This is a genomic window from Neptunomonas sp. ABH4_499 (assembly GCF_056160565.1).
In genome coordinates this window covers 137999-151503 of the sequence record NZ_JBSWXK010000007.1, presented here as the reverse complement: position 1 = coordinate 151503, position 13505 = coordinate 137999, and the positions used below count along the sequence as shown (strand labels likewise).

Genomic DNA, 13505 nt, shown 5'->3' with positions numbered 1-13505 from the left:
TTTGCCGATACACTCAATTGAGCTTTTATATAATGGCCGCAAATCTGATCTGCCACTCTAAGTGTATAGATTTAGCTGCAAAAATATACTGAAACAACGACGAGAACCTACATGGAAATGACAGACGCAGAGATTCTTGCGCTGATCTCTTTTTTAAGTTTGGGCTGCCAATGGATTGCTTGGCGCTTTCGACTTCCCGCGATCTTATTTTTGCTGATGACCGGCATCGCACTGGGTCCATTAAGCGGCACGCTTGACCCGGACGATTTGTTTGGCGATCTGCTGTTCCCGTTTGTGTCCTTATCGGTTGCGATCATCCTGTTTGAGGGCAGCTTAACGCTGCATCTTAGCCAGATAAAAGAGATCAGCTCCATGGTGAACCGCTTAGTAACCTGGGGCGCTTTAGTCACTTGGATGTTGATCTCCCTAGCCGTTCATTGGGTGATAGGCCTGGATGCAGAGCTGTCCGCACTGGCCGGAGCCTTAGTAGTGGTGACAGGCCCCACGGTGATCGTCCCGATGCTGCGCTCTCTGCGCGCCACCAGCCGCATCACCAATGTGCTTCGCTGGGAAGGCATTTTGATCGACCCCATTGGCGCGTTGCTGGCCGTTTTGGTGTATCAATGGCTGATCTCTTCCCAGCAGTTTAACGGTCAGATCATGCAGACCGTGGTTCTGTTTTTCGAGGTGACCCTAGCAGGCACCTTGTTGGGTGGTTTAGCCGCAGCGCTGCTCGCGTTTGTTATGAAGCGCCACTGGCTACCCGAATACCTCCATACCTTCGCAACCCTGTCGTTGGTGGTGGTCACCTTTACCGTATCCAACCACTTTGCACACGAATCCGGCCTTTTGGCCGTCACGGTGATGGGGATGGTGCTCGCGAACATCCGTGGTTTGAACATGGAGGATGTACTGGCCTTTAAAGAGGAACTGACCGTACTCTTGATCTCCGGTTTGTTCATCCTATTGGCAGCGCGTCTGGATCTGGATCAACTCATCTCACTTGGCATCCCAGCCCTGATCCTTCTGGCCATCATCCAATTCATTGTGCGCCCAATCTCGGTGTTTTTATGCGCCATTGGTACGGATTTAACCTGGCAGGAACGCTCATTGATTGCCTGGGTTGGCCCGCGCGGCATCGTTGCGGCGGCGGTGTCGGCGCTGTTTGCCCTACGTCTTGAAGAAGCCGGTTACGAGAACGCAAGTGTTCTGGTTGCACTGACCTTCTCGGTCATTATCGGTACGGTGGTCTTCCAAAGCGCCACCAGCAAGTGGGTGGCGAAACGCTTAGGCGTTACCGAGCCAGAATCTCGCGGGTTAGTCTTAATTGGGGCTAATAAGCTGGCGCGTGCGGTGGCCGAAGCGCTTAAAAAACAGAACGTCCCCAGCATCTTGATCGACCCCAGCTGGGAGAACATCAGCGAAGCGCGCATGATGGGACTGACCACGCTGCACGGCAATCCACTTTCCAGCAGTGTGGATAAAAAGCTTGAGCTTGGCGGCTTTGGTCAAGTGTTGGCGCTGACCCCACAACGGGACATCAATATGCTGAGCGCCATGCACTTTCGTGAAGAGTTTGAAGACCGCTTTGTGTTTACTGTGAAAGCCGAACCGCCGAAAAACAAAAGCGCAGCACGTCACGATGTGAAAAGCCGTTTCCAACCACACTGCTTTGGTGAGGATGCCTTCACCTTTAAAAAGCTTTCTAGCTTGATCAGCCAAGGGGCACAAATCCGTGCAACCACCATGAGTGCTGACTTCACCTTAGAGCACTGGCGAACCGAGCATCAATCGGCACGCTCGTTGTTGATGGCGATCTCGCCAGAAGGTTGGTTGCGTATGATCTCCCCTGAGGAAGCCCCACCTATTAAAGCGGGCTGGACAGTGATCTCGGTTGACACCTCTGGGCCAAAAACCGAAAAACCAGCCACGCCAGCGGGGGACGAACCGGCTCCGACACCCGCCTAATCAAGGTGCGTTGCGATCAAGGTATCCCTGCTCGGATAACCAACATCGCAACGCATCCACCAGCCGATTCGGGAATTGTCGGTAATCCAAATACGGGGTCATCAGCACCCCGTTTTTCCACCGCACATTCTCGGCCCATTTGGCATCATCCAAAATCGTCTCAGCCTCCATCGGGTTCAGCCCTAAACGCTTCGCATTTTCGAGCCCCGGCACCCAAATGAATTGAGTCGGTTCCGATACAATCGATGCATCGAAAATCAACGCATGCTCATGTAATAATTGCTGATCCCGATAGGTTTGCCAGCGCCCCTCTTTGCACAGCACTTTGGCATAAAGACTGAAAATTTTGCGCCAATGATTTCCATTGGCTTGGATCATCTCGGGGACAGAGCGTCCTAACGAGAGATCGGGCATGTGATTCAAATACAGATGCACGCCAGAGCGGTTGCCCAACGTAGGCATGGACGGTGATAAAGCCGAATACGACATGGATCGATCTTACTAAAACCTGTGACAAGCCATAACATACCATGACATTAAGCGAGCAACTGACCCAATTTTTAGAGAAACATCAGCGCATCTGTGTCATGACAGGGGCTGGCATTTCGACCGACTCGGGTATCCCCGATTACCGAGACAAAAAAGCCAACTGGAAGCGCAAAGCGCCTGTTCAGCATCCAGACTTTATGGCCAGCCACGCCACGCGCCAACGCTTTTGGGCACGGAGCCTTGTGGGCTGGCCCATCATGCGTGACGCAGAGCCCAATGCCTCGCATCGTGCGCTGGCCTTACTGGGACAGCACGGGAAAATCAGTGCACTGGTGACCCAAAACGTCGATGGGCTTCACGAGAAAGCAGGGCACCCGAGTACCATTGATCTTCATGGGCGCTCCGACCGTGTCATCTGCACGCTCTGCCGTTATACACTCTCCCGGGATGACACCCACGACTGGATGGCCCGCCTTAACCCCCTGTTTACTCACTTTAAAGCAGTCGCCGCGCCAGATGGCGATGCTGACTTAGAGGGCATCGACTTCTCGACCTTTTATGTACCGCCCTGCCCTTTTTGCCAAGGTATCCTGAAACCGGATGTCGTGTTTTACGGAGATCACATCCCCAAAGACCGAGTAGAGGCCGCCAAAGCGGCTGTGGATAACGCAGACGCCCTTTGGGTGATCGGATCATCCTTGATGGTCTATTCAGGTTTTCGACTGTGCAAACAAGCCCATCAAGCCGGTAAACCCATTACATTATTAAACGAAGGTATAACACGGGCTGATTCTTTAGCGACACTAAAGCTAAATTCAGACATTTCTTCGGTTTTAACCCCTGTTATGGCGCGTTTTCACTGAAAATAGCGCTGTTTCAGATCAATTTAGGCAGAAAATTTTCATCTTTTCTCGAAAAGGGGTTTGTTTTCGCCAGTTCTTGGTTATAAACTCAAGACTGATCTGTGCTTAGAGATCAAGTATGCCGCGTTTGAAGTAGCGACCAGTGTCAACGCTCTACCTGCTCCAGCCTCGCTTTCTTGTCCCCCTAGACACAGTGACCGAGTTACAAGGATGTATCATCCTGTGGCTAATGTTAATTTCTATACGAGTACGTTTATCGTGTCTGATACACAAACTGGAACCGTTAAGTGGTTCAACGATGAAAAGGGTTACGGCTTTATCGCGCGTGACGGTGGTTCGGATCTGTTCGTTCATTTCCGTTCAATCATTGGTCAAGGTCGTCGCACCCTGACCGAAGGTCAGTCTGTGAGCTTCATCGAAGTTCAAGGACAAAAAGGCCCTCAGGCTGATCAAGTAACTCCGCTGTAATAGCGAGTCTGCATGATTCCAGAAAGCAGGCTCAATTGAGCCTGCTTTTATTTTGGGGGACCGTATATGATGAAACGTCCATATACGGCCCCTACTTCCCTCTTGCCATATTCTAATCCAAGCCTTTCAGCGCTAAGTGCCCGTTACATAGGCGCTTTTACCAAGCCTAAGCCTTGCTCTCGCGTCCACTGTGGCGGTTTGTGATAGCGGCCCACCACAGAGCTCATCACCACAAACGCAATCATCGACACCGCAACGGTATCCACAGGTAACACACAAAACCCCACGCTTGCGATGATCAAATCCCCGATAAAGGTCGTACGCCCTGGGTGAATGTTAAAACGTCGCTCAAGATACATGGCTAAAATGTTTAAGCCGCCCAAAGAGGCGTGATGGCGAAACAAAATAATCAGCCCAAAGCCGATCAATAATCCCCCCAGCACAGCGGCAAACACCGGCTCCACAGTGACGCTCAAATAGCGCTGCATCAGTTCGGTTAAGACCGATAGGAGCGTAATGCTACAAAAGGTACGCAGAGTAAACTGGGACCCCATATAGCGAAAGGCCAGCCAATAAAACGGCAGGTTCAATGTGAAAAAGATCACCCCAAAAGAGAGATCGGTCAGGTATTTAACAATCAAACCAGCACCGGCGGTGCCGCTGATCATCAATTCGTTTGCGTTCAGTATATGGATGCCAAGCGCAACCAGAAGACAGCCTTCCAAGATGGAAAGCCAACAGTGTGTTGTGTACATGGTAAGGCCTCAACCCTAGTGATGCGCGGCTTTTGGCTGCACACCCTCTGAATCGTGACTGGTCCGCTCTTTTGAAGCGTCACAATCGCCTAAGCCTGCTAAGGCTACTCTTAACCTTAAGCAAAAACCATGCTTCTTTTTATCGACTCAAATCTGGTAAAGATAAGCAGAAATGGCCCCAAAAAAAGGCTATTGGCAGCACACGTGCATTAAACCTGTGCTGCCATGTACTAAGACGGGCTTAGTTGAAGAATTTAGACGCCAAACCCGCAATGCCGGACACACCGCCGACCGACTCCATCAGGCTACCTGCCGAGCTGTTTTGATCGATCAATTCAGGAATCATATCCGACAGCGCATTGGCGGCATCTGGCTCTTGAAGACCCAGCTGTGACGCAAATGACTGAACGTTGGACTCACCCAACACAGACAGGATCTGGCTGACATCAATACCTTCGTTGGAACCATCGCCCAACCAAGACATTGCAACGGACGCAAGGCCAGAGTTCGAAAACTTAGAGATCAGATCGCTTAGGTTGAGTTCTCCGTCACCACTGCCCAGCAAAGATGATAAAGCACTTGCGACCATATCTGGGTCCAAACCACCGGCGGATGTGCCCAGTTTGTTCAGAAAGATGCCCGCGGCTGTTTTGATCAGATCCATTATGCGTTCCTCAGTAAGCATGTGTAAGAAATGCGACCATACTGATTTCGAATGAATCAGCCATGAATCAAGGTTAGATTACTATCAAAACACGCTTATGGCGTCTTGACCAGTGAAGGAATCAAGCCGCCTTGCTCTGAAGCAATTAACAGTTGATCAAATACCGAGGCCCGAACCGGCCGCGAGAAAAAATACCCTTGGCCATAATCGCAACCTAAACTGCGCAGTGCATTGTAGTGCGTGGTTTCGGCATCGCGCGGGTACAGACAGACCCCGACACTGGCTTTGGGGTTAAAACGAATCCCTTTGATCGTGAGTGGTTGCGAGAGCGTTTCGTAGATCGCCATCGCTAAGCCTTCTACCTTGGTTAAGTCGGTGACCGCCCCTTGAATGACAGCAAACTCATCACCACCCAAGCGAGCCACTTTTTGATCGTAATGCTCAAAGTGTTTTAAGCGGCCTGCCATCGCGAGCAAGAACTCATCACCAATGGCGTGACCGTACGCATCATTGATCGCTTTAAAGCCGTTAAGATCAATGACGTGTAACGCCACTTGGTTGTTATTGGCTTCGGCTGTTTCGGCTAAGCGCTTAAGCCATACGTTAAAATAGATTCGGTTAGCCAAAGCGTTAAACGCTCCAACTGACCGATGTTCTCAAGGTGCTCAAGACGGGTTTGGTTGGTGTAACTGGCCATGTGCAAAGATCGGATCGCAGGGTACAGATCCGCCATCTGAGTTTTAATATCAGACATGCGGGACATCAGAAGAGCCCGACCACCTTGCTCGGCACCTTGAAAATCAGCGTCCATATTGGTCAGCAGCGCTTTTAAGCGCTTTAGCACTTTACGGCTCTCTTCAAGTTCACGAAACTTTTCCGTTTCGCTTCCCACTTCAAGCACGTTCAATCGAGACCACAACAACTCAAAACGAAGCCACAAGGCATTTCAAGTTACAGGGGCACTCTGGTACACCTCAAGTGCATTTTGAAGCTGCAAAAAATCGACTTCCAGCTGGGCAGCCGCCCAAGAGGAGGTTTTCACATCCACCGCGAGTATTTTGGCCGTTGCGGCTTGGCGCTTAAAACTGACGAACAAGCTGGCGGCCAAAAACACCACCAGCGCGATCATCATCACAAACCGCCATACTCGCCTTGTCATGATTTACAGCACCTCAATGGCAGCGACCTGCCAAACCATTAAGATATGGTATTTGGGGACATTCAGTTCGGGATAATCGGTCATCGGAAACATTAACCAATAGGGGCCTTTCTCACGAATCGACATCGGCTCGCCGTCCATCTCATACGCGAAGATGACGGGGTATTCGGCCAGCTCTTTCCAAGCAATGTCGGCATGATACTGATTCAGCGCCTTCACGCGAATCACATCCCCTGTTACCCCCAGATGCTCCATTAAGGTTTGTAAGCGAATCCCTTTGAAATGCGTTTTTCTCTCTGTCCAAGGCGTATAGCTCTCAAACTCGGTCGAAGGCATGGCCTGAATCTGCTCCATCGTGATCTGAACAGGCTCAGCGCCTTGCCCCTCAATGGTGATAACCCCAAAGTCGATTGCCATCGCTCGAAGCGATATTCACATCACTCCCCTTTCGCTTACTGGGTTCACCCCGACTGACATAAGACTCGATAATCCTAGTCGAGTTGATGAATTCTCGCCACATCAGGCACTTACAGGCCAAAAAAAACCACCGTTATCGGTGGTTTTTTTGACTCAGATCGATCAGTTGATCTTCGCATCCAGCTCGCCGTTGTCGTAACGAGTTGCCATATCTTCCAGTGCAATCGCTTTGATTTTAGAGGCGTGACCTGCCGTACCGAACGCTTCATAACGTGCAATACAGATCTCGCTCATCGCTTCGATCGACTTTTTCAGGTATTTACGTGGGTCAAATTCCGCTGGGTTTTCGGCCAAGAAGCGACGAATCGCACCGGTAGACGCCAAGCGAAGGTCAGTATCGATGTTCACTTTACGCACACCGTACTTGATGCCTTCAACGATCTGCTCAACCGGAACGCCGTACGTTTCAGGGATCTCACCGCCAAACTCATTGATCACTTTCAGCCACTCTTGCGGCACCGATGAAGAACCGTGCATCACCAAGTGAGTGCCGGGGATACGGTCGTGGATCGCTTTAATGCGATCGATCGCCAGAATATCGCCTGTCGGTGGACGGGTAAATTTGTAAGCACCGTGGGACGTACCGCACGCGATAGCCAAGGCATCAACGTTGGTTTTCGATACAAAGTCGGCCGCTTCATCAGGGTCGGTCAGCATTTGATCGTGAGACAGCGTGCAATCCGCACCGATGCCGTCTTCTTCGCCCGCTTGTCCGGTTTCCAATGAGCCCAAACAGCCCAGTTCGCCCTCTACAGACACACCACACGCATGCGCCATCTCAACAGTGCGACGGGTAACATCGATGTTGTATTCGTAGCTGGATGGGGTTTTACCATCATCCATCAAGGAGCCGTCCATCATCACGGATGAGAAACCCATCGCGATGGAGCGCTGACAGATGGCAGGGGACGTACCGTGGTCTTGGTGCATACACACTGGCACATCTGGAAACTCATCAATCGCCGCCAGAATCATATGTCGCAGAAAGTTAGAACCTGCGTATTTACGGGCGCCTGCTGATGCCTGAACGATCACGGGAGAGTCGGTTTTTGAAGCCGCTTCCATGATTGCACGCATCTGCTCAAGATTGTTAACGTTAAACGCCGGGATACCGTAGCCATATTCAGCTGCATGGTCCAGCAACTGACGCATGGAAATCAAGGCCATCTTCTCACCTATATCTATAAGTTATGATTGTAATTTGCTCGCACAAAGGATTCGCGCATTATATCACTCTGCCTTTGATATTCAGCCCCGAAATACTGGAAACATGCTGCATAGAAAAGGATAATGATTCTCAGTCCTAAGTTCACAGACGGTTAAAAGGAACATTACCATGGCGTCCCAAGCCCAACTTGCAATGCTCGAGAGCGTAAAATCCCACAACGGCTTTATCGCAGCCCTAGATCAAAGCGGTGGCAGCACCCCTAAAGCGCTCCGTTTGTACGGTGTTGAAGAAAGCGAATACGACGGCGACGAAGCGATGTTTGCCAAAGTCCACGAGATGCGCACCCGCATCATCACCAACCCAGCGTTCACTGGCGAGCGTGTATTGGGCGCGATTCTTTTTGAAAACACATTGGACCGTGAGATTAAAGGTAAAACCTCAGCTCACTACCTGTGGCAAGAAAAGCAGGTGGTGCCTTTCTTGAAAGTCGATAAAGGCTTAGAAGAGGAAGCAAACGGCGTACAACTGATGAAGCCAATGCCAGAACTCGATGCCCTGCTGGCAAAAGCCAACGCTCAAGATGTGTTCGGTACCAAGATGCGCTCTGTGGTTAAACAAGCCAATCAAGAAGGGATCAAAGCCGTTGTGGCACAGCAGTTTGAAGTAGGCCAACAAATTTTGGCGGCAGGTCTTGTCCCGATCATCGAGCCAGAAGTGGACATCCACTGCCCTGAAAAATCAAAAGCCGAAGCCTTGTTGAAAGCCGAGCTGCTGGAGGCGCTAATCGCATTGCCAGCAGATCAATCCGTTATGCTAAAACTCACACTGCCCGAAGAAGCAAACTTCTATGCGGAGCTGATTGCCCATCCACAAGTCATTAAAGTGGTTGCACTCTCTGGTGGCTACAGCCGTGATGAGTCAAACCAACGCCTTAGCGAAAACAACGGCATGATCGCAAGCTTCTCACGTGCGCTGACAGAAGGTCTGTCTGCAAAACAAAGTGAAGAGGAATTCACAAAAACGATCGATGCGACCATCGAGTCGATCTGTCAGGCGTCTGCGACGTAAGCGCACCGTCAGTTTGATACTAAAAAGCCGGGCAATGCCCGGCTTTTTCATGGATCGATCAATCCAAATTACGCGTTTTTCGCCTCTAACGCGACAACCGCTGGCAGTTGCTTGCCTTCCACGAACTCTAGGAACGCGCCGCCACCTGTGGAGATGTAAGAGACTTTATCGGCAATCTCGTACTTATCCACAGCCGCTAGCGTATCGCCACCGCCTGCAATCGAGAAGCCGTTGCTTTCAGCAATCGCCAGCGACAATGCTTTTGTGCCTTCGCCAAATTGGTCAAATTCGAATACGCCAACCGGGCCATTCCAAATGATGGTGCCTGCATCTTTCAGCAAGGCCGCCAAGGCTTTGGCAGACTCAGGGCCGATGTCCAGAATCATATCGTCTTCAGCGACATCATCTGCGGACTTCACAGTCGCCGTTGCGCTTTCGCTGAACTCTTTGGCTACGACCACATCCACAGGTAGTGGGATGTTTACTTTGGTCATCAGCTCTTTCGCAACCGGGATCAAATCGTGTTCGCACAGTGATTTACCCACAGGCTTACCCGCCGCCGCGAGGAAGGTATTGGCGATACCGCCACCCACAATCAGCTGATCGACTTTGTTCGACAGGGAGTTCAGGACTTCCAGTTTTGTCGATACTTTGGAGCCACCGACAATTGCCGCCATTGGGCGTGCTGGGTTATCCAGTGCTTTACCCAGCGCATCCAACTCGTTTGCCAGCAGCGGGCCCGCGCAGGCCACTTCAGCAAACTTAGCAACGCCATGGGTAGAGGCTTGAGCACGGTGAGCCGTACCAAATGCATCCATTACGTAGACATCGCACAGTGCTGCCATTTTTTGTGACAGTGCTTCGTCGTCTTTTTTCTCGCCTTTGTTGAAGCGAACGTTTTCCAGCAGTACCAGATCACCTTCGTTCAAATCAAAGCCGCCATCCAACCAATCTTTAATCAGCGGAACATCACGCGCGAGCAGTTTAGAGATGTATTGAGCTACCGGTGCCAAGGAGTATTGCTCCTCGTATTCACCTTCGGTTGGGCGGCCTAAGTGAGACATTACCATCACTTTAGCGCCCGCTTTTAATGCGTGTTCAATCGTTGGCAAAGACGCACGGATGCGAGCATCCGACGTGACCTGGCCATCCTTGACGGGTACGTTTAGGTCTTCACGGATCAATACGCGTTTGCCGCGCAGATCCAGATCGGTCATCTTCAATACACTCATGAGCGTGTCCTAATCTCGTTAATCGTTGTACGTTTTAAAAAAGGTTCAGCGCCGATATATCAGCGTCTGTCGTTGTTATTCTTTCTTAAGCCAATCGCTGGCTACATCCAGCATTCGATTGGCAAATCCCCACTCGTTATCAAACCAACACAAGAGCTTAATCAGGCGTCCTCCACTGACGCGAGTCTGCGTGCCATCGACAATGGCCGAGCGCGGGTCATGGTTGAAGTCTACCGAAGCGTGGGGCTCTTCGGTATAACCCAATAGTCCTTTGAAACGTGACAGAGAGGCCGTCTTTAGCAGGTCATTCACCGCTTTGGCATCGGTATCGGTTTCGGTGTTGATACTCATATCCATCACCGATACGTTGATGGTCGGCACTCGTAAGTGCAGACACTCAAAGCGTCCGGATAAGGTCGGTAACAAGCGATCGATGCCACGACTTAAACCCGTATCGACTGGAATGATCGACTGCATAGCACTGCGGGTTAACCGAAGATCAGTTTGATGATAACTGTCGATCACCGGCTGATCGTTCATCGCCGAGTGAATCGTCGTTGTCACCCCTTGGGTAATACCAAAGGTATCATTTAAGAGATGCAGTACCGGGATCACGCAGTTGGTTGTGCACGATGCCGCCGACACGACGGTCATGTCCGCTTGCAGCAGCTCGTGGTTCAATCCATACACAATGGTTGCATCCACATCTGCTTGAGCCGGTTGGGAAAACAGTAAACGCTTAGCGCCTGCCTTGAGGTGCCGCTCGGCGGTGGCACGATCACTGAACGAGCCCGAGCACTCAATCACCAGATCTATGTTCAACGACTGCCAAGGCAGCTTGTCGGGGTCCGGTTCGTTAAGCACACGGATTCGATCGCCATCGATGATCAGATGATCGGCATCGTGTTCTACGGATAGCGGGAATCGCCCGTGCGTTGTGTCGTAACGGGTAAGATAGGTAACGGTATCAATATCAGAGAGCTCGTTAATCGCCACTACCTGAAATTCAGAACGCTTGTCGCTTTGATACAAAGCGCGCAACACGCACTGACCGATCCGTCCATAGCCATTGATGGCAATTCTGTAACTCATTGACGCACAAGCACCTTGAGCAGAAAAGAGGCCTAAGCCTTAAAGAGAGTAAAACTCAGGCCCAGCCGAAACCAGGCCTGACATCGTCTTACAGAACTGACTTCGCTGTGTTCACAACGTTTTCAACGGTGAAACCGAAGTGTTCAAACAGTTGCGGAGCGGGTGCAGACTCACCAAAAGTAGTCATACCCACAACCGCGCCGTCTAGACCAACAAACTTGTACCAGTAGTCAGCGTGCAAGGCTTCAACCGCCACACGAGCGCGTACAGAAGATGGCAGAACCGATTCACGGTAATCCGCATCTTGCGCCATAAACAGATTGGTTTCTGGCATGGATACGACACGCGCTTTGATGTTCTCTTGCGCCAGTGCTTCAGCGGATTTCACCGCCAAGTCTAACTCGGAACCAGTCGCGATCAGGATCACATCAGGCTGACCATCGGTATCACGCAGAATGTAACCACCGCGCTCAATGTTCGCAATCTGCTCAGCAGTACGCGCTTGGTGAGCCAAGTTTTGACGAGAGAAGATCAACGAGGTTGGGCCATCGTTACGCATCAGAGCCAGTTTCCACGCTACAGCGGATTCAACCGCATCGGCAGGACGCCAGCAGCTCATGTTTGGCGTAGTACGCAGGTTAGCCACTTGCTCGATCGGTTGGTGAGTTGGACCATCTTCGCCCAGACCAATCGAATCGTGCGTGTACACATGAATCGCACGTTGCTTCATCAGAGCCGCCATGCGCAGTGCATTGCGTGCGTATTCCATGAAGACGAGGAAAGTCGCACCGTAAGGGATGAAACCGCCGTGCAGAGCGATGCCGTTCATGATCGCCGACATACCAAACTCGCGCACACCGTAGAAGATGTAATTGCCAGAAGCGTCATCTTTAGAGATGCCCTTAGCACCCGACCACAAAGTCAGGTTGGAGCCTGCCAAGTCGGCAGAACCGCCCATCAATTCCGGCAGCAACGGGCCAAAGCCGTTCAGCGCATTTTGAGACGCTTTACGCGTTGCGATGGTTTCCTCTTTTTCAACAACGCCCGCGATAAACGCATCCGCTTTCGCTTCGAAGTCGCTTGGCAGCTCGCCAGAGATACGACGCAGCAACTCATCTGCTAATTCTGGGTAAGCGGCACGGTACGCTGCAAAGCGCTCGTTCCACTCGTTTTCAGCGCGTACGCCGGATTCTTTCGCATCCCAATCCGCGTAAATGTCTTCAGGTACTTCGAATGCAGGGTGAGACCAACCTAAGCGCTCACGCGTCAGTGCGATCTCGTCATCGCCCAGAGGAGCGCCGTGGCAGTCTTCTTTACCTTCTTTATTAGGAGAACCAAAACCGATGATGGTTTTGCAGCAGATCAGCGTCGGCTGCTCAGTGTTTGCTTGCGCTTGTTCAATCGCTGCACGAATTTGATCAGGGTTGTGACCATCCACACCCGGGATCACTTGCCAGTTGTAAGACTCGAAACGCTTCACGTTATCGTCGGTGTACCAGCCTTCCACTTCGCCATCGATGGAGATGCCGTTGTCATCCCAGAATACGATCAGCTTGCCAAGACCCAATGTACCCGCCAGTGAACACGCTTCGTGAGAAACGCCTTCCATCATGCAGCCATCGCCCATGAACGCATAGGTGTGGTGATCAACGATCTCGTGACCATCGCGGTTAAACTGCGCCGCCAAGGCTTTTTCAGCCGCCGCAAAGCCAACCGCGTTGGTGATACCTTGACCCAAAGGACCCGTGGTGGTTTCAACACCCGGGCAGTAGCCGTATTCAGGGTGACCTGCGGTTTTTGCGTGCAACTGACGGAAGCTTTTCAGATCGTCGATGGACACATCGTAACCGGTCAAATGCAGCAGAGAGTAGATCAGCATTGAGCCGTGGCCGTTAGACAAGATGAAACGGTCGCGGTCGAACCATTGCGGATTCGTCGGGTTGTGCTTCATGAAATCATTCCATAGCACTTCCGCGATGTCCGCCATGCCCATTGGGGCGCCTGGGTGACCTGATTTAGCCTTTTGAACGGCATCCATGCTCAGTGCACGAATTGCATTAGCCAGTTCTCTGCGAGAAGACATTCAATAAACTCCTGGGATT

15 protein-coding genes are annotated in these 13505 nt (G+C 51.4%); 4 read left to right on the top strand and 11 right to left on the bottom strand.

From position 1 onward, the window contains the following. The first annotated feature begins 111 nt into the window (after positions 1 to 111). Positions 112 to 1968, top strand: a complete 1857-nt coding sequence (locus ACXAF9_RS09370; RefSeq protein ID WP_475073266.1) for a cation:proton antiporter — start codon at positions 112 to 114, stop codon at positions 1966 to 1968. Here the strand turns inward: ACXAF9_RS09370 and ACXAF9_RS09365 are convergent, their stop codons facing one another. Then, positions 1969 to 2457 carry a DUF6942 family protein gene (locus ACXAF9_RS09365; RefSeq protein WP_475073264.1) on the bottom strand — a complete coding sequence of 163 codons (489 nt, stop codon included), beginning with the start codon at positions 2455 to 2457 and terminating at the stop codon, positions 1969 to 1971. A 41-nt stretch (positions 2458 to 2498) separates the two neighbouring features. Here ACXAF9_RS09365 and ACXAF9_RS09360 point away from each other — a divergent pair, with 41 nt between their 5' ends. Next, positions 2499 to 3320, top strand: a complete 822-nt coding sequence (locus ACXAF9_RS09360; protein ID WP_475073261.1) for an NAD-dependent protein deacetylase — start codon at positions 2499 to 2501, stop codon at positions 3318 to 3320. Between the two features lie 258 nt (positions 3321 to 3578). Next, positions 3579 to 3788 carry a cold-shock protein gene (locus ACXAF9_RS09355; RefSeq protein WP_475073260.1) on the top strand — a complete coding sequence of 70 codons (210 nt, stop codon included), beginning with the start codon at positions 3579 to 3581 and terminating at the stop codon, positions 3786 to 3788. 143 nt (positions 3789 to 3931) lie between these two features. Here the strand turns inward: ACXAF9_RS09355 and ACXAF9_RS09350 are convergent, their stop codons facing one another. The 7 genes from ACXAF9_RS09350 to fba all read right to left on the bottom strand — a co-directional run bounded on the left by ACXAF9_RS09350 (position 3932) and on the right by fba (position 8010). Further along, a complete protein-coding gene (locus ACXAF9_RS09350) occupies positions 3932 to 4543 on the bottom strand; it encodes a YitT family protein (RefSeq protein WP_475073257.1) in 612 nt (203 codons plus the stop codon). A gap of 241 nt (positions 4544 to 4784) precedes the next feature. Next, positions 4785 to 5207, bottom strand: coding sequence for a YidB family protein (locus ACXAF9_RS09345; protein WP_475073256.1), 423 nt, complete (start codon positions 5205 to 5207; stop codon positions 4785 to 4787). A 95-nt stretch (positions 5208 to 5302) separates the two neighbouring features. Next, positions 5303 to 5833 carry a diguanylate cyclase domain-containing protein gene (locus ACXAF9_RS09340; protein ID WP_475073253.1) on the bottom strand — a complete coding sequence of 177 codons (531 nt, stop codon included), beginning with the start codon at positions 5831 to 5833 and terminating at the stop codon, positions 5303 to 5305. Then, entirely contained in the window at positions 5791 to 6147 is a 357-nt protein-coding gene (locus ACXAF9_RS09335; RefSeq protein WP_475073250.1) for a hypothetical protein, read from the bottom strand. Before ACXAF9_RS09335 ends, ACXAF9_RS09340 begins: the two co-directional genes overlap by 43 nt. Positions 6148 to 6153: 6 nt before the next feature. Beyond that, on the bottom strand, positions 6154 to 6366 hold the full coding sequence (locus ACXAF9_RS09330) for a hypothetical protein (RefSeq protein ID WP_475073247.1): 213 nt from the start codon (positions 6364 to 6366) through the stop codon (positions 6154 to 6156). A 3-nt stretch (positions 6367 to 6369) separates the two neighbouring features. Then, positions 6370 to 6783: a putative pterin-binding protein gene (locus ACXAF9_RS09325; RefSeq protein WP_475073245.1), complete on the bottom strand. Its 414-nt coding sequence runs from the start codon at positions 6781 to 6783 to the stop codon at positions 6370 to 6372. Positions 6784 to 6945: 162 nt separating this feature from the next. Continuing rightward, positions 6946 to 8010: a class II fructose-bisphosphate aldolase gene (fba, locus tag ACXAF9_RS09320; protein WP_475073242.1), complete on the bottom strand. Its 1065-nt coding sequence runs from the start codon at positions 8008 to 8010 to the stop codon at positions 6946 to 6948. Between the two features lie 169 nt (positions 8011 to 8179). On the opposite strand from fba, the gene ACXAF9_RS09315 reads away from it, so the two are divergent. After that, the gene (locus tag ACXAF9_RS09315; RefSeq protein ID WP_475073239.1) at positions 8180 to 9079 is read left to right on the top strand and encodes a fructose bisphosphate aldolase; all 900 of its coding nucleotides are present in this window, start codon (positions 8180 to 8182) and stop codon (positions 9077 to 9079) included. 68 nt (positions 9080 to 9147) lie between these two features. On the opposite strand, the gene ACXAF9_RS09310 is transcribed toward ACXAF9_RS09315, so the two are convergent. The 3 genes from ACXAF9_RS09310 to tkt form a co-directional block, all read right to left on the bottom strand. Next, entirely contained in the window at positions 9148 to 10311 is a 1164-nt protein-coding gene (locus ACXAF9_RS09310) for a phosphoglycerate kinase (protein WP_475073237.1), read from the bottom strand. 75 nt (positions 10312 to 10386) lie between these two features. Beyond that, positions 10387 to 11403: a type I glyceraldehyde-3-phosphate dehydrogenase gene (locus ACXAF9_RS09305; RefSeq protein WP_475073236.1), complete on the bottom strand. Its 1017-nt coding sequence runs from the start codon at positions 11401 to 11403 to the stop codon at positions 10387 to 10389. An 88-nt stretch (positions 11404 to 11491) separates the two neighbouring features. Beyond that, positions 11492 to 13486 carry a transketolase gene (gene tkt / locus ACXAF9_RS09300; protein ID WP_475073233.1) on the bottom strand — a complete coding sequence of 665 codons (1995 nt, stop codon included), beginning with the start codon at positions 13484 to 13486 and terminating at the stop codon, positions 11492 to 11494. Between the last annotated feature and the right edge of the window lie 19 nt (positions 13487 to 13505).

Excerpts from the sequence above, each read along its gene's own strand:
- ACXAF9_RS09350 (WP_475073257.1), bottom strand. The coding sequence starts at position 4,543 with ATGTACACAACACACTGTTGGCTTTCCATCTTGGAAGGCTGTCTTCTG.
- tkt (WP_475073233.1), bottom strand. The coding sequence starts at position 13,486 with ATGTCTTCTCGCAGAGAACTGGCTAATGCAATTCGTGCACTGAGCATG.
- ACXAF9_RS09345 (WP_475073256.1), bottom strand. The coding sequence starts at position 5,207 with ATGGATCTGATCAAAACAGCCGCGGGCATCTTTCTGAACAAACTGGGC.
- fba (WP_475073242.1), bottom strand. The coding sequence starts at position 8,010 with ATGGCCTTGATTTCCATGCGTCAGTTGCTGGACCATGCAGCTGAATAT.
- ACXAF9_RS09310 (WP_475073237.1), bottom strand. The coding sequence starts at position 10,311 with ATGAGTGTATTGAAGATGACCGATCTGGATCTGCGCGGCAAACGCGTA.
- ACXAF9_RS09305 (WP_475073236.1), bottom strand. The coding sequence starts at position 11,403 with ATGAGTTACAGAATTGCCATCAATGGCTATGGACGGATCGGTCAGTGC.
- ACXAF9_RS09330 (WP_475073247.1), bottom strand. The coding sequence starts at position 6,366 with ATGACAAGGCGAGTATGGCGGTTTGTGATGATGATCGCGCTGGTGGTG.
- ACXAF9_RS09365 (WP_475073264.1), bottom strand. The coding sequence starts at position 2,457 with ATGTCGTATTCGGCTTTATCACCGTCCATGCCTACGTTGGGCAACCGC.
- ACXAF9_RS09325 (WP_475073245.1), bottom strand. The coding sequence starts at position 6,783 with ATGGCAATCGACTTTGGGGTTATCACCATTGAGGGGCAAGGCGCTGAG.
- ACXAF9_RS09370 (WP_475073266.1), top strand. The coding sequence starts at position 112 with ATGGAAATGACAGACGCAGAGATTCTTGCGCTGATCTCTTTTTTAAGT.
- ACXAF9_RS09360 (WP_475073261.1), top strand. The coding sequence starts at position 2,499 with ATGACATTAAGCGAGCAACTGACCCAATTTTTAGAGAAACATCAGCGC.
- ACXAF9_RS09315 (WP_475073239.1), top strand. The coding sequence starts at position 8,180 with ATGGCGTCCCAAGCCCAACTTGCAATGCTCGAGAGCGTAAAATCCCAC.